This window comes from Pedobacter sp. AC379, assembly GCF_979258145.1.
In genome coordinates this window covers 5,322,991-5,343,024 of record NZ_OZ409839.1, presented here as the reverse complement: position 1 = coordinate 5,343,024, position 20,034 = coordinate 5,322,991, and the positions used below count along the sequence as shown (strand labels likewise).

At 35.9% G+C, this 20,034-nt stretch carries 23 protein-coding genes; 7 read left to right on the top strand and 16 right to left on the bottom strand.

Going from position 1 to position 20,034, the window contains the following annotated elements; translation table 11 throughout:
* Positions 1–41 precede the first annotated feature (41 nt).
* The 3 genes from ACZZZW_RS23000 to ACZZZW_RS22990 all read left to right on the top strand — a co-directional run bounded on the left by ACZZZW_RS23000 (position 42) and on the right by ACZZZW_RS22990 (position 2,488).
* On the top strand, positions 42–1,361 hold the full coding sequence (locus ACZZZW_RS23000) for a DUF3887 domain-containing protein (RefSeq protein WP_463496957.1): 1,320 nt from the start codon (positions 42–44) through the stop codon (positions 1,359–1,361).
* A 155-nt stretch (positions 1,362–1,516) separates the two neighbouring features.
* On the top strand, positions 1,517–1,741 hold the full coding sequence (locus ACZZZW_RS22995) for a hypothetical protein (RefSeq protein ID WP_463496955.1): 225 nt from the start codon (positions 1,517–1,519) through the stop codon (positions 1,739–1,741).
* 30 nt (positions 1,742–1,771) lie between these two features.
* Positions 1,772–2,488: a YihY/virulence factor BrkB family protein gene (locus ACZZZW_RS22990; protein WP_463496952.1), complete on the top strand. Its 717-nt coding sequence runs from the start codon at positions 1,772–1,774 to the stop codon at positions 2,486–2,488.
* Between the two features lie 2 nt (positions 2,489–2,490).
* Here the strand turns inward: ACZZZW_RS22990 and ACZZZW_RS22985 are convergent, their stop codons facing one another.
* The 5 genes from ACZZZW_RS22985 to ACZZZW_RS22965 all read right to left on the bottom strand — a co-directional run bounded on the left by ACZZZW_RS22985 (position 2,491) and on the right by ACZZZW_RS22965 (position 7,360).
* Positions 2,491–2,913 carry a secondary thiamine-phosphate synthase enzyme YjbQ gene (locus tag ACZZZW_RS22985; RefSeq protein ID WP_463496948.1) on the bottom strand — a complete coding sequence of 141 codons (423 nt, stop codon included), beginning with the start codon at positions 2,911–2,913 and terminating at the stop codon, positions 2,491–2,493.
* Positions 2,914–2,917: 4 nt separating this feature from the next.
* Positions 2,918–3,487 carry a PDDEXK nuclease domain-containing protein gene (locus ACZZZW_RS22980; RefSeq protein WP_463496945.1) on the bottom strand — a complete coding sequence of 190 codons (570 nt, stop codon included), beginning with the start codon at positions 3,485–3,487 and terminating at the stop codon, positions 2,918–2,920.
* Positions 3,444–3,905: a DUF1016 N-terminal domain-containing protein gene (locus tag ACZZZW_RS22975; RefSeq protein WP_463496942.1), complete on the bottom strand. Its 462-nt coding sequence runs from the start codon at positions 3,903–3,905 to the stop codon at positions 3,444–3,446. The genes ACZZZW_RS22980 and ACZZZW_RS22975 overlap by 44 nt, the downstream gene beginning before the upstream one ends.
* Positions 3,906–3,974: 69 nt before the next feature.
* A complete protein-coding gene (locus tag ACZZZW_RS22970) occupies positions 3,975–5,009 on the bottom strand; it encodes a DUF2157 domain-containing protein (RefSeq protein ID WP_463496939.1) in 1,035 nt (344 codons plus the stop codon).
* 137 nt (positions 5,010–5,146) lie between these two features.
* Complete coding sequence (locus tag ACZZZW_RS22965; protein WP_463496936.1) at positions 5,147–7,360, bottom strand: cation:proton antiporter domain-containing protein; 2,214 nt, start codon at positions 7,358–7,360, stop codon at positions 5,147–5,149.
* Positions 7,361–7,982: 622 nt separating this feature from the next.
* Between ACZZZW_RS22965 and ACZZZW_RS22960 the strand changes: the two genes are divergently transcribed.
* Together ACZZZW_RS22960 and ACZZZW_RS22955 are read left to right on the top strand one after the other, a co-directional pair.
* Positions 7,983–8,234 carry a hypothetical protein gene (locus tag ACZZZW_RS22960; protein ID WP_463496933.1) on the top strand — a complete coding sequence of 84 codons (252 nt, stop codon included), beginning with the start codon at positions 7,983–7,985 and terminating at the stop codon, positions 8,232–8,234.
* Positions 8,216–8,617 carry a PIN domain-containing protein gene (locus ACZZZW_RS22955; protein WP_463496930.1) on the top strand — a complete coding sequence of 134 codons (402 nt, stop codon included), beginning with the start codon at positions 8,216–8,218 and terminating at the stop codon, positions 8,615–8,617. The genes ACZZZW_RS22960 and ACZZZW_RS22955 overlap by 19 nt, the downstream gene beginning before the upstream one ends.
* A 4-nt stretch (positions 8,618–8,621) precedes the next feature.
* Here ACZZZW_RS22955 and ACZZZW_RS22950 read toward each other — a convergent pair whose 3' ends face one another.
* From ACZZZW_RS22950 to ACZZZW_RS22915, 8 genes are all read right to left on the bottom strand, one after another.
* Positions 8,622–9,611: a bifunctional riboflavin kinase/FAD synthetase gene (locus ACZZZW_RS22950; protein WP_463496926.1), complete on the bottom strand. Its 990-nt coding sequence runs from the start codon at positions 9,609–9,611 to the stop codon at positions 8,622–8,624.
* A 109-nt stretch (positions 9,612–9,720) separates the two neighbouring features.
* Positions 9,721–10,581, bottom strand: coding sequence for a YitT family protein (locus tag ACZZZW_RS22945; RefSeq protein ID WP_055907391.1), 861 nt, complete (start codon positions 10,579–10,581; stop codon positions 9,721–9,723).
* Positions 10,578–11,309: a tRNA pseudouridine(55) synthase TruB gene (gene truB, locus ACZZZW_RS22940; RefSeq protein ID WP_463496922.1), complete on the bottom strand. Its 732-nt coding sequence runs from the start codon at positions 11,307–11,309 to the stop codon at positions 10,578–10,580. The genes ACZZZW_RS22945 and truB overlap by 4 nt, the downstream gene beginning before the upstream one ends.
* A 132-nt stretch (positions 11,310–11,441) precedes the next feature.
* Entirely contained in the window at positions 11,442–12,236 is a 795-nt protein-coding gene (locus ACZZZW_RS22935) for an undecaprenyl-diphosphate phosphatase (RefSeq protein ID WP_463496918.1), read from the bottom strand.
* A gap of 16 nt (positions 12,237–12,252) precedes the next feature.
* The gene (locus tag ACZZZW_RS22930) at positions 12,253–12,639 is read right to left on the bottom strand and encodes a type II toxin-antitoxin system VapC family toxin (RefSeq protein ID WP_463496915.1); all 387 of its coding nucleotides are present in this window, start codon (positions 12,637–12,639) and stop codon (positions 12,253–12,255) included.
* Positions 12,639–12,842 (bottom strand): type II toxin-antitoxin system VapB family antitoxin, encoded by a 204-nt coding sequence (vapB, locus tag ACZZZW_RS22925; RefSeq protein WP_463496912.1) that lies wholly within the window; start codon positions 12,840–12,842, stop codon positions 12,639–12,641. Before vapB ends, ACZZZW_RS22930 begins: the two co-directional genes overlap by 1 nt.
* 39 nt (positions 12,843–12,881) lie before the next feature.
* On the bottom strand, positions 12,882–13,109 hold the full coding sequence (locus ACZZZW_RS22920; protein WP_055907377.1) for a DUF3098 domain-containing protein: 228 nt from the start codon (positions 13,107–13,109) through the stop codon (positions 12,882–12,884).
* Positions 13,109–13,987 carry a cell division protein FtsX gene (locus ACZZZW_RS22915; RefSeq protein WP_055907594.1) on the bottom strand — a complete coding sequence of 293 codons (879 nt, stop codon included), beginning with the start codon at positions 13,985–13,987 and terminating at the stop codon, positions 13,109–13,111. The genes ACZZZW_RS22920 and ACZZZW_RS22915 overlap by 1 nt, the downstream gene beginning before the upstream one ends.
* A 199-nt stretch (positions 13,988–14,186) precedes the next feature.
* Between ACZZZW_RS22915 and ACZZZW_RS22910 the strand changes: the two genes are divergently transcribed.
* Positions 14,187–14,594 carry a hypothetical protein gene (locus tag ACZZZW_RS22910; protein WP_157255386.1) on the top strand — a complete coding sequence of 136 codons (408 nt, stop codon included), beginning with the start codon at positions 14,187–14,189 and terminating at the stop codon, positions 14,592–14,594.
* Positions 14,595–14,734: 140 nt separating this feature from the next.
* Here ACZZZW_RS22910 and ACZZZW_RS22905 read toward each other — a convergent pair whose 3' ends face one another.
* Entirely contained in the window at positions 14,735–15,034 is a 300-nt protein-coding gene (locus ACZZZW_RS22905) for a type II toxin-antitoxin system RelE/ParE family toxin (RefSeq protein ID WP_463496904.1), read from the bottom strand.
* A complete protein-coding gene (locus tag ACZZZW_RS22900; protein WP_157255385.1) occupies positions 15,016–15,186 on the bottom strand; it encodes a hypothetical protein in 171 nt (56 codons plus the stop codon). Before ACZZZW_RS22900 ends, ACZZZW_RS22905 begins: the two co-directional genes overlap by 19 nt.
* Before the next feature lie 197 nt (positions 15,187–15,383).
* On the opposite strand from ACZZZW_RS22900, the gene ACZZZW_RS22895 reads away from it, so the two are divergent.
* Positions 15,384–18,359, top strand: coding sequence for a leucine--tRNA ligase (locus ACZZZW_RS22895; RefSeq protein ID WP_463496899.1), 2,976 nt, complete (start codon positions 15,384–15,386; stop codon positions 18,357–18,359).
* A 214-nt stretch (positions 18,360–18,573) separates the two neighbouring features.
* Here the strand turns inward: ACZZZW_RS22895 and ACZZZW_RS22890 are convergent, their stop codons facing one another.
* On the bottom strand, positions 18,574–19,875 hold the full coding sequence (locus ACZZZW_RS22890; RefSeq protein ID WP_055907362.1) for a DEAD/DEAH box helicase: 1,302 nt from the start codon (positions 19,873–19,875) through the stop codon (positions 18,574–18,576).
* Positions 19,876–20,034: the final 159 nt, after the last annotated feature.

Genomic DNA, 20,034 nt, shown 5'->3' with positions numbered 1-20,034 from the left:
GTAAATCGACAATTTTACTGCCAAAAAAAACAAAAACACGGATGAAAAAGAGCCTTTTATTCATAATCGCTTTATTATTTACTACAACAGCATTTTCTCAAAATGTAATCCAGTTATTTAATGGAGCAAACGATTTTTTTAAACTGTTGCAGGAAGAGAAATTTAAAGATGCCCATGCATTTTTTGATGATACCCTAAAAACCAAATTAACAGAAGAAAGCTTAAAGAAACTATGGGGCGACATAGGAAACAAATATGGCAAAGCCGAATCATTAGATGCAATTCAGAGCAAGGCTCAGGGCGAATTTTTTGCGGTAACCGTTGAAGGTAAATTTGCAAAGGGCGATCAGAATTTTATTTTAGGCTTTAATAAAATGCAAAAGATCGTTGGCATCTTTCTGGCACCGCCGAAAAGAACTGCCGTATATTTAAAACCGACTTACGTAGATACCAGTTTGTATAAAGAAAAATCGGTATACATAGGCCCAGCTGGTAAACAATTAGCGGCAATTATTACCACGCCAAAAAATGTTAAGAATTTCCCAATAGTTGTTTTTGTACACGGCTCCGGCCCTGGAGATATGGATGAAACCGTTGGTCCGAATAAACCTTTCAAAGATTTAGCAGGAGGCTTGGCATCAAAAGGAATAGCTTCCGTCCGTTATGTAAAAAGGACCTTAATTTATCCAAACGAGTTTACAAACGCTTATACCGTAAAAGAAGAAGTATTAGACGATGCAACCGCTGCTATTGCCATAGCAAGAACAACAGTTGGTGCAGATCCAAAAAATATATATGTATTTGGCCATAGTTTAGGAGGAATGCTGGCACCTAAAATGGCAACACTTACGCCAGATTTAGCTGGAATTATTTTAGCAGCTGCACCGGCAAGAAAATTAACCGACATTATTATCGATCAGAATAAATACATGTTCGATTTAGCCAACGATACCACCGCGGCAGGTAAAAAACAACTTACGGATGCCTTAACAGAAATCGATAAAAGTAAAATAACGCAATTGGGAACAACAATAAAACCTGATTCGTCTATTTTGGGTTTGCCTGCAAAATACTGGACAGATTTAAATACTTATAACCAGGTTGCAGTGGCAAAAAGCCTGTCGAAACAAAGAATTTATATTTTACAAGGAGGCAATGATTTCCAGGTGAGCAAAACAGATTTCGATTTATGGAATGCAGCTTTAGAGAAAAAGAAAAATGTTCGTTTAAAGTTTTATCCTGATTTGAATCACCTTTTGAGTTCGCAAACAGGAAAAGGCACAATGGCCCAATACCAGGCCGCTGTAAGTGTATCAGAACCTTTGGTTAATGACATTGCCCTATGGATTAAAGGTAAATAACAATATTTTAATATCCTTGATAGGTAAAAGCTTCGACTTATAATCGGAGCTTTTTTTTGCTTTAAAATGCTATTATATTCCGCTATTGCCAATGAATAAAAACAATTCAAAAAATATGCGGTTTAAAATTATAGGATACATTTTAGAAAATAGTTATGGCGGCAAAGAATAAAATCACTTTAAAAGGAATATGGGGCGTTTTAAAAGCGTCTTTTACAGGATTTAATGATCATAAGGTTACTAAACTTAGCGGTTCTTTGGCTTACTATACCGTATTTTCTATGGCACCGCTATTGGTAGTGATTATTTCTTTGTGTGGGATATTTCTAGGTCGTGAGATTGCCGAAGGCCAGGTTTACGCACAGCTTGAAGGTTTTTAAGGCAGAGAATCTGCTGTTTCTTTACAACAGTTGATTAAAAATGCCTACCTGGATGGTAAAAGTACTATCGCTTTAATTATTGGTATAATCACTTTGTTAATCGGCGCAACTACAATTTTTGGTGATGTTCAGGATTCCATTAATACCATTTGGGGCTTAAAACCGAAACCCAAAAGGGGATGGGTAAAGATGCTGCAAAACCGCTTCTTATCATTTTCGGTAATTATTAGCCTGGGCTTTGTTTTGTTGGTTTCATTAGGTGTTACCGCTTTGCTAGATGCCTTTAGCGATCGCCTGCAGGCAAGATTTGCAGAAGTATCTGTAGTTGTATTTTATATTATTAACCAGGTGGTTACGCTTGCTGTTATTTCTTTAATATTTGGGGTAATTTTTAAAGTTTTGCCGGATGCTATTATTAAATGGCGCGATGTATTGGCCGGAGCCGTAGTAACCGCAATTCTATTTATGATCGGTAAATTTGCCATTTCATTATATATTGGGCAAAGTAATGTTGGCGGTACCTATGGTGCAACTGGCTCATTAATTGTAATCCTGCTGTGGACTTATTATTCTTCGATCATTTTATACTTCGGAGCCGAATTTACCAAAGCCTATGCGGTTGCCTTCGGGTCGGAAATTTATCCATCACATTACGCAGTTACCACTAAAGAAATTGAAGTAGAAACCGAGGGTAAATCTATTCAGGATAATCATCCAGAAATTAAAGAAGAAGTTAAAAAGTCTTAAAGTTATTCTCCCCAGGCCGTAACAATCAATCTTCTCTGTCCGCCACGATCGCGGTGTTCGCATAAGTAAATGCCTTGCCAGGTACCGAGTGCTAATCTTCCATTTCTAACCGGAATGGTTACTGAGCTACCCAAAAGTGCTGATTTTAAATGCGCGGGCATATCGTCCGATCCTTCGTAATCGTGTTCATAATTAGGATCGTTTTCCTTAACGGTTTTATTAAAGAACATTTCAAAATCTGTCCGAACCGTAGGATCAGCATTTTCATTGATGGTAAGTGAAGCAGAAGTATGCTGTATAAAAACCTGACAAATGCCAATATTTATCTCATCCAATTGGGGTAAAGCATCTTCAATCTCCTCCGTAATAATGTGGAAACCCCTTCTACGTTCTCTAAGCGATAAGGTTTGTTGGTATATTTTCATTTGATCAATTCTCGATAATTTTAATGAAATCCTTTTCACTAGGTAAAACAGTTAAATACTTACTTGCGAAAATTTGGTCGTTATTTTCTGGAAGCGTGTATCGTACTACTGATTCACTTTTATCTTGACAAAGTATAATACCAATCGTCTTGTTTTCGTCCTCAAGTTTTAATTCTCTATCGAAATAGTTTACATACATCTGCATCTGACCAATATCCTGATGTTTTAATTCTCCAATCTTTAAATCGATCAATACAAAACACTTTAAAATACGGTTATAGAAAACCAAATCTATTTTAAAGTGTCTTTCTTCAAAAGTTATTCTTTTTTGACGGGAGACAAAGGTAAATCCGTTTCCTAGCTCTAATAAAAAATGTTCAAGTTTATCAATTAACTTTTGTTCTAAATCGCTTTCTGAATAAAAGTTTTGTTCTGGCAAGCCGAGAAATTCTAGTATATAAGGATCTTTTATTAAATCTTTTTTTTTTTCAATTACTTGTCCCTTTTGCCCAAGTGATAGTATCTCTTTTTTATTTTTGCTTAATGTTAAACGTGTATATAGTGCCCGAATCATATTGACGCTGTAATTCTCGCAAACTCCAATTATTCTTCAATGCTTCAATTTCATAGAAATTACGCTCATTTAGGTCTTTTATTCTCATTAATTTAAGATAGTGAGACCATGTGAGTTTGAATTGCGCAGACACTGTCTGCGCAATTGAATAAGTTAAATAAAACTGACGCATTTGTTCTAAATTTCTCTTAGAAAAACCTTTACCAAGTTCAACAACTAATCTTTCAGAAAGCTCATTTAAAATTTGTTTGCCATATTCTGCCCTTTCTTTTCCTTGCTGCTCCTCTTCAATAATCATTCTACCAATTTCGAAATATGCGGTAGCCATTGCATTATTAATAGTCTGTGTTACATTCTGCCTCGCTTGATTCAGCAATTCAATAACCTTGGCATATAAATTTTGCCTTTGGATTTGCATATTTTACAATAGAAAATATTAGGTCTATAAATTTGAAAAATGATGTTTTCGAATCAAACAAGTATTGTCTTACCTCAAAAACTCCACATTCCAGATTTTTTCTGCTTTTCTGCCAATTAACCAAAAAGAAGCAGCCAGCACTGAAAAAAATAATGCTTTATGCCAGCTATCCCAAAAATATTCGAAATAACGTGTATAAAGATTGATAAAGAGAAAGGTAATTCCGAATTCACGGGCAATATCATCATGGTATTTTAAACCAAAAAGAGTACTTGCAAGGCAAATGACGGCGGAAATTAAAGCCCAATAAAATAAGCTTAATTGCCTAACCGTATACCATTCTTCTAAACTGGCAAAATTACCAAATACTGATAAGGCCCAAAGTGATACGAACAAATAAACCATACCAGCTATATAGGTTACCTGAAAGAAATGCTGTGTTTTAGGAAAAGCTTTCATTATAAATGATGCAGCAGTTAATGCAGCCCCAAAAACTACAAAACGTAACGGATAATTCATGCCCAGAAAATAATAGTTCCACCGGCTTAAATAACCTGTTTCAGTACCAAACCATGCACCTAATGAGATTAACGCAAAAATCCAGATTAACCGCGAATTGAAGATATATCCTAAAGCACCATATATAAAAACAGATATTAGAATGAGGATAGAAAAATTACCCGAGCCGTTATCTATTGCCTTCCCGAAATAGGCAATGGCATTTGCAGTAAGTAAAATGGCAGAAAACACAATGGCCTCGTTGCTAAATTTTAAATGTGATAATTTCTTTTTCCTCCTGAAGCCAAGAATATAAAGCCATCCTGCCAAGCCACCAGATACGATGGCAATTACAATGTTTGGGGTGTTATAAACTCTTTTTAAGTAGTTTAAAATCGAATTATCAATCAGTAATGATCCGAGAGCGATAAAGCCACAGGCTAAAGCTACCCAAAAGGCATACTGCGCCAGCCGGAGCCAATCGAAATTTTTGGCTTCATAACTTTTACGGAGCTTATTACCGGTTTCATCATTGATGAGGCCATCATTCTGCCACTGCTCAATCATATCATCCAGAAACTCACTTTTTTCTCTGTCAACTTTCATAGGTTAGGTTATACACGAAGATATAAAATTTGATCGTTATTGATGTATGTAGGCATTGGTAGTCAATCTCTCCATATAATTTACCTTAATTAGATTGCTTTGTCTGCTAAAAAACTATGTCATAACGATGAATACCTTTATATAACCTCTTTAATCTTCCTGTTGTTCCCTACAATCCAGATAATATCACCATTGTCGAAAACGAAATCAGATGAAGGATTCAATATCCGATCAGAACCCCGTTCAATCCCTACAATTAAGGCCTGCGCTTTTTCGCGGATCCCTGCATTTCTAATGCTTAACCCATAAACCGGCGATTCGGTATGTACGACCACCTTTTGAAGTGTCATTTCTTTATTTGGAAAATTGTTTTCTTCAGCAATTGCCGGCGCATCTACTTCTAAAAGGGCTTTTACGGCAGCCAATTGATCATCAGCACCAATTAATAACAGTTTATCATTTGGATAAAGCCTTTCATCTCTTCCCGGGGTTGGAATGTTGTTCCTTCCACGTTCTATTAAAGCAATATTAACCCCGTATTTTTCCCTGATCATTAATTCAGTAAGTGTTTTTCCTACCACTTCTGATTCAGGAGAGACAGTAAGCTCAGTTAAGTGGGTATCCCAGGGTAAAATATTCGGTTTCTGATTTTCACGTGCATTTAAGTTCAGCATGAAACGTCTTTCCAGTTTATCGTAAAATGATTGCAGTTTCCGCGAGAAAATTACCATTCCGAGGATAATTAAACCTAGCGCAATTACAGCTGCAACCCAGGTGTCGAAAAATTCATACATCAGAAATCCTACAAAGAAAATCCCTAAGGCCACCCTAAAAAACTCGATTGCAATTAATGGTCCACGCGTATATTTTTTATTTAGCCAAAGGTGAGAATAAGCTGTTCTTTGAATCCTTCTGATGGATAATGCCCACAAAAATGGCGACATTAATATAAACGAAACCACTACACTGATGATAATTGAAGTTAAACTATTTGCAATGTTGCGCACAATAAAAGGTTGCACATACCGGTAAGCTAAAAAGATAATTGCGATGATAATTACAGAATGGATAATGGTATTAAAAATATAGGATCGTAATAAAATCTTCCAATCGCTTAGTGTGGTAATGCCTTCTGTACTGGAGCTATATCTATCAATGCCATCAAGCCATTTTTTGGGTAAAATACGGTTTAAGTACTGGTAAAAAGGTTCAGATAATTTAATTAAATAAGGAGTGGTAAATGTTGTAATTGCAGCTGCGGCTACTGCGATAGGATAAAGGAAATCACTCGTTACTTTAAGGGTTAAACCCAAGGATGCAATGATGAAAGAAAATTCGCCGATTTGCGCCAAACTCATGCCTGATTGGACAGAAGTTTTTAATGGCTGACCGGAAAGCAATGCCCCAAGTATGGTAAAAATGATTTTTCCTAAAATAATGACCAGAGTAGCTACTAAAATTGGAACTGCATATTTAACCAACATGGAAGGATCAATCAACATGCCAACAGAAACAAAAAATACGGCTGCAAATAAATCCTTTACCGATTTTGTTAAATGTTCAATTCTTTCGGCCTGAGTAGTTTCGGCCAAAATAGATCCCATAATAAAAGCCCCAAGTGCCGGAGAAAAACCTACTTTATCAGCAAGCAAAACCATTACCAGGCATAAAGCCAATGATACAACCAGCATTGTTTCATCATTCATTAATTTTTTGGTTGCCTTAAGAAACGATGGAACCAGAAAAATTCCTCCTAAAAACCAAAGTACCAGGAAAAAAGCCAGTTTTAAAATGGAATATAACATTTCTGTACCTGCCGATTGCTGGCTTACAGCCAGCGTGGAAAATAGTACCAATAACAAAATGGCTACAAGATCTTCAACAATTAACACCCCGAAAACCAAGCCAGCAAACTTTTTATGTTTTAAACCAAGTTCTTCGAAAGCTTTAATCGTAATCATGGTTGATGATATCGATAATATTCCTCCCAAAAACAGGCTGTCCATATCTTTCCAGCCCATGGCTTTACCAACCAGGTAACCGGCCAGAATAATAAATAATACTTTTACAATTGCGGTAATGGAGGCAGAGCCGCCTACTTTGACCAGTTTTTTAAAACTGAATTCTAAACCAAGACTGAACAATAGGAAAATAACACCTATTTCGCCCCAAATATTAATGCTTTTTGTATCAGTAACAGACGGAAAAAATTTCAAGTGTGAGCCAACCAATAAGCCGGCAAGTATGTAACCTAAAACAAGGGGTTGCTTAATTCTTTTAAATATGAGTGTGGTAATTCCTGCTGCGGCAAGAATTAATCCTAAATCGGCTATCAAATCGGGTAAATGCATCTATAAAAAATAGGTAATATGGGTTAAATAATTTATTGCCAGGCAATATTTATAACCTGGTTTTTACTGAAAATTCCACGTGATGTGGTTCAAATAAATGAAATTACTTACCAAAAAACATGTTTTGGATAAAGCATTTTAAAATGGCACCAATAATTATGTTTTAACCTTCTAATTACAACTTTAGCAGTGATGGCTTTGTTTTTTAAAAAAAGAAACATCAAAAAAGAAAGAAGTATAAAAGCGGCGAAAGATATTTTTACAATTGAAGCGTTAATGAAATCTTTTTGCAAGCTTTCATAGTCCTGATTAAAATCTGAATTAAGCTTATTGATTTTTTTATCGGTGATGAAACTTATTTTTAAGTTCTTGGCTGGTGCATCATTTCTATTTCCCTGCGTTGCGAATGACGAAAAATTAGTGGAAATAATAAGAAGAAGGATGATGTAAATAAGCCTCATTGCTGCTAATATAACGAAAAAGAGGCTTTTTTGAAAGGGAAATGTGATTAAACAACTTTGATTTATCAATAATGAAGTCTATTTGACATCAATATGCCACACGTTTTTCTAATAAATATTGACTAAATTTGTGTAGATAATGCGTATTAAAATAGAATCTAATGAAAGAAGTAACCATCAAATATAAAAGTAATAAAACACTGGAGGCACTTAAAGAATTAGGTAAATATTTAAATTTCTCTGTTTCTGATCAAAATGTCAAAACTGTTATTGAAAAAGAAATCAGTATTAACGGGATTCCAGTTATAATTGGAGACGATAAAGTGGATATTAGTAGTTTATATGATGTTTTTACAGGAAAGAACCTGGATGCTAAAGAATTGAGAAATAATGCATGGCAAAGGAAAAAATAATTTGTGATACTGATGTATTAATAGATTATTTTGATAAAAATAATAGTCGGAATGCTAACACAACAGAGATATTAGAATCGGTAATAGGACTAGATAATATTATCATCTCATCAGTCACTAAAATGGAATTGTTATATGGTGCCACAAACAAGTTAGACCTCAGTATCATTAACAAAAACCTAAAACGGTTTAGCGTCGTATTAATCAATGAAAGAATTAATCTAACAGCTATAGATTTAATTCAGGATTTTAAGCTAAGTCATGGTCTAGCAATAGCCGATTCATTGATTGCAGCTACCGCAATTGAAACAAAACTAAGACTATTTACTTTCAATTTAAAAGATTTTAAATTTATTGCTGAATTAACTTTATATCCTCTGTAAAAGACTAACTACTAAAATATGCTAGAGTAGCTTCTTTATCTTTTTGTAATTGAACAGTCAGCGCTTCTAACCCCGTAAATTTTACATCGTGACGAAGAAATTTTAAAAAATTCATCTTAATATCCTGGCCATAAATTTCCTGGTTGAAATCGAAAATATTTACCTCAATGTTTCTGGTCATCCCGTTAATGGTTGGGCGCTGCCCGATGTAGGCCATGCCTTTGTAAGTCCGAAGTCCGGTGTCCGTAGTCTGAAGTCTGTTTGTTGATTCTGAACCTTCTTCTTTAAATTCGGCGCTCATCTCTACCGTTACTGCATAAATGCCATCGCCAGGAATCAATTTATAAGTTTCTTCCACAAATATATTGGCAGTAGGGAAACCAATTGTTCTGCCGATTTTATCGCCTTTAATTACTCTTCCGAAAATAGAAAACGGATAACCGAGGTAATCGCTGGCTAAACCCACATCGCCTGCCAAAAGTGCCTGACGGATTTTGGTAGAACTTACTGCAACATCGTGAATATCCTGTTCCATTATTTCTTCAACCGTGAAGCCATAATGCAAACCTGCCGCTTTTAAATCGCTTAAATTACCTGACCGGTCTTTACCAAAACGGTGGTCGTAACCAATTATAATATGTTTGGTACCAATAGTATTGACCAATATATTTTTAATATAATCTTCAGGCAACTGATTGGAAAAATCTCTTGTAAATGGTGTAATAATCAGATGATCCACACCCAAACCTTTTAAAATTTCTGCTTTTTCATTAATGGTATTGATCATTTTTAAATCCTGGTTTTCAGGATCGATAATCATCCGTGGATGCGGAAAAAATGTTAAAATTACACTTTCTCCATGATCAGCCTTTGCCTTTTCTACAAGTTGTTTAATGATTTTTTGATGTCCGAAATGTACACCGTCGAAAGTACCAATGGTTACAATGGCATTGTCTAATTTTTTAAAATCTGAAAGGTTATTATATATCTTCAATGCTAAAATCTATTTATTCATCTGGGTTTTGCATGCGGGTAGGTAGCTGGTTAGCATACAACCCGAACCTTGGCATAGCTTAAGTGCATACCCAAATTTCTGTTGTTTATTAATGTAAAGCATGGCGTTTTACCACCCCGCCTTTTAAATCGGCAATTTGTTGTTGAATCACAAAAGCATCCGAATCAATCTGCCGGATAGCAGTTTGTAATTTGCTCATTTCCAGCTTGGTTACTACGGTGAAAATAATATCGATATCTTTCTTTTCTCCATAACCGCCTTCGCCCTTGTAAATGGTAACACCGCGCCTCATTTCGTTGATGATAAAATTTTTAATGTCTTCCTGATGTTCTGAAATAATCGTTACACCGGTATATTGTTCTATTCCGTTAACGATAAAATCGATGGTGCTCGAAGCTGACAAATACGTTAATATAGCATAAAGTGCAGTTTCGATGTTTAAAAAATATGCTGCGAAGGCAAAAATGATGATATTTAAAATTAGAATGATATTTCCGACAGTTAAAATACTGTTTTTACTGATGTAAAGTGCCAAAACCTCAGTGCCATCAATTACGCAGCCGCCGCGCATGGCTAAACCAATACCACCACCTAAAAACAGGCCTCCAAAAAATGCGATGAGCAATTTATCGTGCGTAATCGGTTGAAATGGCAGTATAATTAGGGCTATAGAGAGTGTAGCGATGGCAATGGCTGTTTTAATTGCAAAACCTTTACCAATTTGCCTGTAGCCCAAAATTACGAACGGAATATTAATAATGGCAATAAGATACGATAAATTCCATCCGGTTAAGGTGCTTAATAGCAGCGATATACCGGTTACACCACCATCAATAAAGTGGCTTGGCATTAAAAAACTTTTTAAACCGAAGCATGCTGAAGTTACACCTGCAATAATTAACAGAATTTCTTTGATAAACCTGGTTTTTCTGTTTTTAATGTGGTTCATGGTTGAGCTTCAGTTTTAACTTCTTCTTTCTTGCTACGAATATAATTAACAAGTTCTAATACCTCAAACGCATCATTAAGCAAAAAGTTTCCGCTTCGGGTACGCGTAAGTTTGGAAAGGTATGCGCCACTGTTTAATTGTTTGCCAAAATCAGACACTAATGAACGGATGTACGTGCCTTTACTGCAAACAATTCTGAAATCAATTTCCGGCAGCTCGATCCGGGTGATCACAAATTCCGGAACACTAACAAAACGTTTACGTAATTCTACCTCTTCACCTAGGCGCGCTTTTACATATAAGCGCTCACCGTTTACTTTAACTGCAGAGTGTGCCGGCGGATATTGTTCAATATCGCCAATAAAAGGTTCGCAAGCTGCATAAATTTCCGCTTCGGTAATGTTGCTGATGTCAAAAGTTTGATCAACCTCAGTTTCCATATCGAATGATGGGGTTGTAGCACCTAAAATCATGGTGCCTGTATATTCTTTTTCTTCAGCTTGAAAAGTGTCTATTTGCTTGGTTAGCTTGCCAGTGCAAATGATTAATAAGCCTGTGGCAAGGGGATCTAAAGTGCCGGCATGGCCAACCTTCAGTTTTAATGGTTTTAAAGAATTACGGATTTTGCCTACCACATCAAATGAAGTCCATTTGTATGGTTTGTTGATTAAAAGCAATTCGCCTTCAGCAAAATTGAAATCTTTAAATTTTGAATTTTCGGTACTCACAAATCTTTTTTGCGCAAAGATACGGATTCGATGTGGTTTGCTTAAGTTTTTTTACCACAGATGTATACAGATAAACACGGATGCTTATTCTCTGTTTCTATCCTTTTTATCGTGGTTGAGTTGTTTCTATATCTATATAATTTGTAAGTTGTGGCCGCTTAATAACAAGATGATAATAATTAAGCCTGCTGCAATTCTGTACCATCCAAATACTTTAAAGCCATTTTTATTCAGGTAACCGATAAAACTTTTAATGGCCAATAGTGCCACAACAAAGGCAACAACGTTACCAATAATTAAGAGGTTGGTTTGATCGTGGGTTATGGTATGTCCTTCTTTGTAAAAATCGTAAAGTTTTTTGGCTGTTGCTGCAAACATGGTAGGTACGGCAAGGAAGAATGAAAACTCTGCAGCTACTTTTCTGCTTAATTTCTGACTCATACCGCCAACAATGGTCGCTCCTGAACGTGATACACCAGGTAACATGGCAATACATTGAAAAAAGCCAATTTTTAATGCAGTTAAATAACTTATATTTTCTTCTTCATTGATGGTTGGCTTATTAAACCATTTATCAACAAACAATAAAATAATGCCACCAACTAAGAGGGAAATACCAACAGCCATTGGACTCTCCAGCAATTCGTCGATTTTTTTGCTTAAAAGTAAACCAAATACTGCTGCTGGGATAAATGCAACCAATAATTTGATATAGAAGTTTATCGATTTAAAAAATCTTTTAAAGTAAAGTACTACCACCGAAAGTATGGCCCCGAGTTGAATTACTATGGTAAAAAGTTTTACAAAAGGTTCTGATGCAATGCCCATAAAAGATGAGGCAATAATCATATGCCCGGTGCTCGATACAGGTAAAAATTCGGTTAATCCTTCAACAATGGCAAGGACAATGGCTTCGAAAGAGTTCATATTGTTTAGTTAATGGTTAATCCCATTGTAATTTTACGTTATAGTTATTTAATTTTTTATCTCTTGAGATTAAAGTTAAATCTTCAGAAATGGCTTGCGAAACAGTTATACGATCAAAAGGATCATTGTTGAAAAACGCCTGTTTTAATAAGCTTTTAAGGTGCGTTTCGTTAATAGCGATCACTTCGATCTGATTTCGTTCAGCAAACCGGAAAAGTTTATCAAAGTCTATTTGTAAATCGAGCTTTCCAATTTGTTTTTTTATCGCGATTTCCCAAAGTGAGGCGATACTCAAGATACAGGATTCGCTAACATTAGATAGTGTTTTTTTGATAGAAGCAAGCAACTGATCATGTCCGGCTACAAACCACAAAAAAGCATGGGTATCTAGTAAATATGCCATTAAATGTAATCAGCAAACATTTCCAGCGGTTCATCAAAATCATCAGATAGTTTAATTTTACCTTTTGCATATCCGAACTCGCGTGATTTTAAGTTTGGCTTATTTTGATGCTTGGTTTTTAAAAATTCTACAAAATCTGCAACTTCCTGCCTAAAGTTTAGGGGAAGTGAATTTATTTCGATTTGCAAATTTGTTGTAGTCATAATAGAAAGTTAAAAAAACACGCTAGTTATTACAAGCAATTATTTTTTTAAAATTGCATAAATACCGAAAGCAAAACCCGCCAGCACCACTACAGGAGCCAATAAAGTTCTTCTAAAATCGTAGATATCGCCAGTTGTACCCATCATCAGGATAAAACCAACAGCCACAATTGCAATGCTGATCAATAATAACTGATAATTTTTTTTGGTAAAAACCAATTCATTTTTAACGTCCTTAACAATCGGACTTGTTTTTTTTTCTGCCATTATCTATAAAGATGATAAGATTTTAAACGTAAATATCTGCTCACTGCAAACCATGTACTAATGCCTGTTATAAAAATACCAACAATTAAAAGGCCTATAAACACAAAGCCAAACTCCTGGTAGTTATTTAAAATAATTATTTCCGGCACTTCTTTACGGGCATAAATTAGCGTAGCCAATAAAATGATGATGGCAATAAACGCAGCAATTAAACCATGTAAAGCAGCATACAGTAAGAAAGGACGTCGGATAAAATTTTTCGTTGCACCAACCAGCTGCATACTTTTAATTAAAAAGCGTTGCGAGTAAATTGCAAGTCTTATGGTGTTGTTAATCAGTGCAATAGAAATTATAAGAAGCAATGCAGCAAAGGCTAAAATAATTAAACCAATGGTATTGATATTTTTATTAACCATATCAATTAAAGAACTTTGGTAAACCACTTCTTTAACAACCGGATTTTTAGAAATACTTGCTTTCAATGCATCAATGCTCTTATTGTTGGCATATTCTGCTTTTAAATACACATCGAAAGTAGAGGTTAGCGGGTTGTAACCTAAAAAGTTAACAAAATCTTCGCCTAAATCCTGGGTTAAATTTCTGGCAGCAAGCTCCTTATTTACATATTGTGTTTGCTTTACCGCAGGGTTCGTATTTAGCTCTTTCTGAAAAGCAAGAACATCGGCTTCTTTTGCACCTTCATCAACAATAATGTTTAAAACAATGTTTTCTTTAACGTAGTTAGACAGGTTTTTGGCATGTACAAGTACCAACCCAAGCAGCCCCAGCATCAATAAAACCAACGCAATACTAATTATAGTAGAGATATAAACGGTTTTGGTTTTTTTAGATGCATCACTTACTTCGAATTCTTCCATGTATTTCATTTTTGTTTCTGCGAAAATATAAATTATACCTGATAAACACCAATTAATGATTGTTAAATGAATATAAACGAATCAGTAAAGCTTTTAGTTTGAGCATTAATTCCTTAATGAAATTCACTTTTTCTAAAATCACGGTACGAAATTTGATAAAACGCCGTTAATTATGGATATCTTAAAACTAAATTTAACTATGAAAAGACAAATTACTATCCTTAGCCTCTTACTATTAGTCGCATCATCAATTATTTCTTGCAAGAAAGATGATACTTCGTTAAAAGCACAAATGTTGGGCCGGTGGACGTTAAATAAGATTGTAACTACAGGTTATACTGATGATAAACTTAATGGAGCGGTTACTTATGGTAAAACCACTGATTACATCGACTTCAAATCAAATAATGATGACCAAGTGGAGATCAGTTTATCAGGAAACAGGACAATTGGTGAATATGTGATCATTTATTCTGATCAGTTTAGCATGAGCATCAATGATGGATTGAATTATTGTAAAATCAATAGTATCAATGCCAATAAATTGGAATTTACTGCCAAAATTGATAAAACAAACGTTACTAAAGTATACTCCTTATCAAGATAAGAACTTAATCCCCCGATTATTTGCTTGCGCCATTGGTTTTTAATATCAATGGCGCATTTTTTTTGTTTGTTCTCTCCGTACTGCCGCAGAAAAACACATTCTGCGCATTCCTTATAAACTGAAAACGGAGCAAAAAGAGATTACCAGTGAATCATTTTTGATGGAATAAATTCACATATTATGATTTCAGTATCTAATTCGATAAAAACAATAGTGTATTTTTTTTTGTAAGATATGCACTTATAGCCCATTAGTGTTCTTTGCGGCTCTCTACAAGTTTTATATCTCTTCCTGTTGTCTCCTAATCTTTCAATAAAATCATAAACGTCATCTGCAAATTTTTCTGCGCTAGCAGGTAAACCTTCAGATTCTAAATACCATGAAACTTCCGCAATACTTTCTGCAACGGTTTGCTTAATTACTATTTTTCTGCTGACCATTTCCTGATTAAATTTTTACTATGGGCTCTTGCCTCATTAATAGAAAATGTTTTTTCAGGATGATGTTTCAAAGCTGCATTTTTTTGCAACTCTTGATAATTTTCTTCAGGAATGAGTACGTATTTCTTATTTTCAATAGTAAGATGTGTCATAACACTCATTTTTTATATACGAAGATAATAAATAATTAATAAATGTTAACCTGATTTTGTTCCATTGTTAAAACACCGTGTTTCAATCCTAACATCTTCTGATTCTGCATTTCTGTCGGCGAAATATTATAATGAATCTCCTTTTTAAAGCCCCTTAATTTCCGTATTTTTGCACCTTTAAAAATTTAAAACTTGCAATGGATTATCAATTCAAAGAAATAGAACAAAAGTGGCAGAAATTCTGGGCAGATCATCAAACATTTAAGGCCGAAAGTAATTCTGATAAACCAAAATATTATGTGTTAGATATGTTCCCATATCCATCAGGAGCAGGTTTACACGTTGGTCACCCACTGGGTTACATTGCATCTGATATTTTTTCTCGATACAAACGCCTTAAGGGCTTTAATGTATTGCACCCAATGGGTTACGATTCATTCGGCTTACCAGCAGAGCAATACGCCATACAAACCGGTCAGCATCCGGCAATTACCACTGAAGCAAACATTGCAACCTACCGCCGCCAGTTAGATCAAATTGGTTTTTCTTTCGATTGGAGCAGGGAAGTGCGCACAAGTGAGCCATCTTATTACAAATGGACGCAGTGGATTTTTATGCAGTTGTTTAACTCTTGGTATAACATTGAAAACGATAGGGCAGAAGATATTACCACATTGATTGAAAAATTTAATGCTTCTGGTACTGCAGATGTTAAGGCCGTTTGTGATGAAGATACCAAAGAATTTCTTCCGAGCGACTGGGCTACCTTTACTGATGAAGAAAAACAGATAGAACTGTTAAAATACCGGTTAACATACCTTCGCGAAAGTACCGTAAACTGGTGCCATGCTTTAGGAACTGTTTTAGCTAATGATGAAGTGAAAGATGGTTTTTCTGAGCGTGGGGGTTTTCCTGTTGAACAAAAGAAAATGATGCAATGGAGCATGCGCATCACTGCATATTCCGACCGTTTATTGCAAGGCTTAGATACGATTGATTGGCCGGAACCGATTAAAGAAATGCAACGCAACTGGATTGGTAAAAGCGTTGGAGCATCGGTAAAGTTTGCTGTCGACAATTCACAGTTTGCAGTTGAAGATACTGAAAATGCTAAACCGAAAACTGAAAAATATATAGAGGTTTTTACAACGAGAGTTGATACGATTTTTGGTGTTTCTTATCTTGTTTTGGCACCAGAGCATGAGTGGGTAGCAGAATTAACCACGCCTGAGCAAAAACAGGAAGTTGCCGACTATATTGCCTTAACTAAAAAGAAATCGGAATTAGACCGTATGGCCGATACCAAAACAGTATCAGGTGCTTTTACAGGTACTTATGTAATTAATCCGGTAAGTGGCGAACGCGTTCAATTGTGGATTGCTGATTATGTTTTGGCTGGATATGGAACAGGTGCTGTAATGGGTGTGCCAAGTGGCGATCAGCGCGACTGGTTATTTGCGAAGCACTTCAATCTGCCAATTATACAGATTTTGGACGGTCAGAAAGATATTGATACACAGGCTGATCCAACAAAAGAAGGGAAATACATCAATTCTGGTTTTATTAACGGATTGGAATATAAAGAAGCTGTTTCCTTTTTAAATAATTGGTTAGAAATAGAAAAAGTAGGTAAAGCAAAGGTGAATTTCCGCCAGCGTGATGCAATTTTTGGTCGTCAGCGTTATTGGGGTGAGCCAATTCCAGTTTATTTTAAAGATGGCTTACCTTATTTGGTAAAAGAAGAAGAGTTACCATTGTTGTTGCCAGAAATTGATAAATACTTACCAACTGAAACCGGGGAGCCACCTTTGGCCAGGGCCGAAAACTGGTTACCTCAAGATGGTGGGCATTACGAATTAAGCACCATGCCAGGCTGGGCAGGAAGCAGCTGGTACTGGTACCGTTATATGGATGCCAATAACAACAATGAGTTTGCCTCAAAAGAAGCTGTTGAATATTGGAAAGATGTTGATTTATACATCGGTGGTTCTGAGCACGCTACAGGCCATTTATTGTACAGCCGTTTCTGGAATAAATTTTTGAAAGATTTAGGTTATACCAAAGAGGAAGAGCCTTTCAAAAAGCTGATTAACCAGGGCATGATCCAGGGAGTGTCTCAAAAAATAAATGTCTTAGGTTCACAAGGCTCAACTAGTGGCTCGAATAATTACCGAATACAAGGATTACAGTATTTTTTTGGCGATAAAACGGAAAGACTGATTATTAGTCAAGATGTAAAAATAAAAGAGATTGATAACGGAAGTCAGATAGCGAGAGAATTTTTCAAAACCTCACTACATAATGTAGACATAAGTTTTGTTGATGAACTTACAAATGTAATGGATATAGAAAAATTCATAAAGTGGCGGCCTGAATATAAAAATGCGATCTTTTGGTGTTCTGGAGGCTGTTGGCAAGGCGGAGTCTTCACTCCATTCGAAAACTCGAATGGTGAAAGAAGATTTTTTACGAAGCCAGAAAATGAAAAAATGTCGAAGTCGAAATTCAATGTTGTTAATCCCGATGAATTGATTGAGCGTTATGGTGCGGATACATTACGGATGTACGAAATGTTTTTGGGGCCTTTGGAGCAGAGCAAACCATGGAATACCAATGGTATTGAAGGTGTATTTAAATTTTTGCGTAAGTTTTGGCGTTTGTTCCACAATGAAGAGTGGGTATTTCAAGTAAACGACAATGAATCTACAAAAGCAGAATTAAAATCTCTTCATAAAATCATTAAAAAAGTACAGGATGATATTGAGCGTTTTTCATTCAATACATCAGTATCAAGCTTTATGATTGCGGTAAATGAACTAACAGATCTGAAATGTAAAAACCGTCAGGTTTTGAAAGATTTGGTGGTAATTCTTTCCCCTTATGCGCCACACATCTGTGAAGAATTATGGGTATTATTGGGTAATGAGGCTGGAACACTGTCATACACTGCATTCCCTACTTTTAAGCCAGAATACCTGGTAGAAGATGAATTTGCTTATCCGGTTTCTATTAATGGTAAAATGAAAATGAACCTGAATTTGAGCTTAACTTTGGCTCAGCTAGAAGTAGAAAGTATTTTATTGGCTGATGAGCAATTCCAGAAGTTTTTGGACGGAAAACCCACCAAAAAGATCATTTTCGTTAAAGGAAAGATTATTAATGTAGTTGTTTAAGGAGTTTAAAGCTTAAAGACTAAAGCGGAAAGCTTTCCTAAACAGTTGATAAAGAGAAAACCCGGTTAAGAGATTAATTCGGGTTTTCTTATTTCTCGTCATTGCTTTCGAATCATTTATGGGGGTGAAAAACAAAACCCGAGCTGTATTACAACTCGGGTTTTTATAAGATGAGCATTAAAACTTTAGTCTTTCTGCTTTGGTCTTTGAGCTTCTATCTTTCACCTCTTTTTCTGTTTCCACCAAATCTTCTATTGTTGCTGGCATTGCGTGGTTTGCCACTCATGTTGCCATCGCCACTTTTTTTAGCACCACCGCCACCTTTTGATTGTGCTTGTGGTTTGCGTTTCACCTGGTTTTTAGCCAACATGCTTTCCCAGCTTAACGGGTAAGGATGATCATCAACAACAGGTAGGGTAATTTTAATCAGTTTCTGAATATCCAATAAGTACTCATTTTCTTCGGCATCGCAGAATGATATTGCAATTCCGTTAGCACCCGCACGTCCGGTACGGCCAATTCTATGTACATAAGATTCAGGGATGTTCGGCAATTCGAAATTGAAAACGTGCGATAACTGATCGATATCTATACCACGCGCAGCAATATCAGTAGCCACCAACACACGGATTTTTCTGTCTTTAAAATCAGTTAATGCCCTTTGTCTGGCGTTTTGAGATTTATTTCCATGAATTGCTGCTGCTTTAATGCCGGCATGGGCTAAATCTTTTACTATCCGGTCTGCACCATGTTTGGTACGGGTAAAAACCAGTGCTGTTTGAATATCTTTATCTTCTAGCAGATGGATGAGTAATTTCTTTTTATCTGGCTTATCAACAAAGTAAACCGATTGTACAATTGTTTCGGCGGTAGAAGAAATAGGGGTAACTTCTACTTTGGTTGGGTTGGATAAGATGGTATTTGCCAACTTCTGAATCTCATCTGGCATTGTTGCCGAGAAAAATAAAGTCTGGCGTTTTGCAGGCAATTTAGCCACAACTCTTTTCACATCGTGAATAAAGCCCATATCTAACATACGGTCAGCTTCATCTAACACAAATAGCTCAATGGTATTTAAATTGATAAAACCCTGGTTCATTAAATCCAGTAAACGGCCTGGTGTAGCCACTAAAATATCAATCCCTTTTTTAAGCGATTCTACTTGTGAGTGTTGATTTACGCCGCCAAATATTACCAGGTGGCGTAAGTTTAAGTTACGGCCGTAAGCTTTAAAGCTTTCTTCAATCTGGATGGCAAGTTCGCGGGTTGGTGTTAAAATTAAAGCTTTTATGTTTTTTGTAGCTTTGGTATTAACGTGTTTTTCGTGCAATAACTGCAACATTGGGATGGCAAAAGCGGCCGTTTTTCCGGTTCCGGTTTGTGCGCAGCCTAATAAATCTTTGCCTTGTAATATTGTTGGGATGGATTGCTCCTGTATTGGTGTAGGTTGTGTATAACCTTCGGTCTCAAGGGCCTTTAAAATTGGCTCAATGAGGTTTAATTCTTTGAATAACATGTATGTTTTTATGTAATATTTATCGAAGAAGCTAGAACGATCATTTATTGAAGGACTAACTTGCGGAGAGAATATGCCATTGAGAACGACAAGCCCTTATTCCTGCTTCGGGGGCAAATATACATAAAATGTTTCAAAATCCGCTTAATGATAAATGTT

Bases quoted from the DNA above. Each gene is read 5' to 3' on its own strand.
- ACZZZW_RS23000 (WP_463496957.1), top strand. From the start codon at position 42: ATGAAAAAGAGCCTTTTATTCATAATCGCTTTATTATTTACTACAACA.
- ACZZZW_RS22995 (WP_463496955.1), top strand. From the start codon at position 1,517: ATGGCGGCAAAGAATAAAATCACTTTAAAAGGAATATGGGGCGTTTTA.
- ACZZZW_RS22985 (WP_463496948.1), bottom strand. From the start codon at position 2,913: ATGAAAATATACCAACAAACCTTATCGCTTAGAGAACGTAGAAGGGGT.
- ACZZZW_RS22980 (WP_463496945.1), bottom strand. From the start codon at position 3,487: ATGATTCGGGCACTATATACACGTTTAACATTAAGCAAAAATAAAAAA.
- ACZZZW_RS22975 (WP_463496942.1), bottom strand. From the start codon at position 3,905: ATGCAAATCCAAAGGCAAAATTTATATGCCAAGGTTATTGAATTGCTG.
- ACZZZW_RS22970 (WP_463496939.1), bottom strand. From the start codon at position 5,009: ATGAAAGTTGACAGAGAAAAAAGTGAGTTTCTGGATGATATGATTGAG.
- ACZZZW_RS22965 (WP_463496936.1), bottom strand. From the start codon at position 7,360: ATGCATTTACCCGATTTGATAGCCGATTTAGGATTAATTCTTGCCGCA.
- ACZZZW_RS22960 (WP_463496933.1), top strand. From the start codon at position 7,983: ATGAAAGAAGTAACCATCAAATATAAAAGTAATAAAACACTGGAGGCA.
- ACZZZW_RS22955 (WP_463496930.1), top strand. From the start codon at position 8,216: ATGGCAAAGGAAAAAATAATTTGTGATACTGATGTATTAATAGATTAT.
- ACZZZW_RS22945 (WP_055907391.1), bottom strand. From the start codon at position 10,581: ATGAACCACATTAAAAACAGAAAAACCAGGTTTATCAAAGAAATTCTG.
- ACZZZW_RS22935 (WP_463496918.1), bottom strand. From the start codon at position 12,236: ATGAACTCTTTCGAAGCCATTGTCCTTGCCATTGTTGAAGGATTAACC.
- ACZZZW_RS22930 (WP_463496915.1), bottom strand. From the start codon at position 12,639: ATGGCATATTTACTAGATACCCATGCTTTTTTGTGGTTTGTAGCCGGA.
- vapB (WP_463496912.1), bottom strand. From the start codon at position 12,842: ATGACTACAACAAATTTGCAAATCGAAATAAATTCACTTCCCCTAAAC.
- ACZZZW_RS22920 (WP_055907377.1), bottom strand. From the start codon at position 13,109: ATGGCAGAAAAAAAAACAAGTCCGATTGTTAAGGACGTTAAAAATGAA.
- ACZZZW_RS22915 (WP_055907594.1), bottom strand. From the start codon at position 13,987: ATGGAAGAATTCGAAGTAAGTGATGCATCTAAAAAAACCAAAACCGTT.
- ACZZZW_RS22910 (WP_157255386.1), top strand. From the start codon at position 14,187: ATGAAAAGACAAATTACTATCCTTAGCCTCTTACTATTAGTCGCATCA.
- ACZZZW_RS22905 (WP_463496904.1), bottom strand. From the start codon at position 15,034: ATGGTCAGCAGAAAAATAGTAATTAAGCAAACCGTTGCAGAAAGTATT.
- ACZZZW_RS22900 (WP_157255385.1), bottom strand. From the start codon at position 15,186: ATGACACATCTTACTATTGAAAATAAGAAATACGTACTCATTCCTGAA.
- ACZZZW_RS22895 (WP_463496899.1), top strand. From the start codon at position 15,384: ATGGATTATCAATTCAAAGAAATAGAACAAAAGTGGCAGAAATTCTGG.
- ACZZZW_RS22890 (WP_055907362.1), bottom strand. From the start codon at position 19,875: ATGTTATTCAAAGAATTAAACCTCATTGAGCCAATTTTAAAGGCCCTT.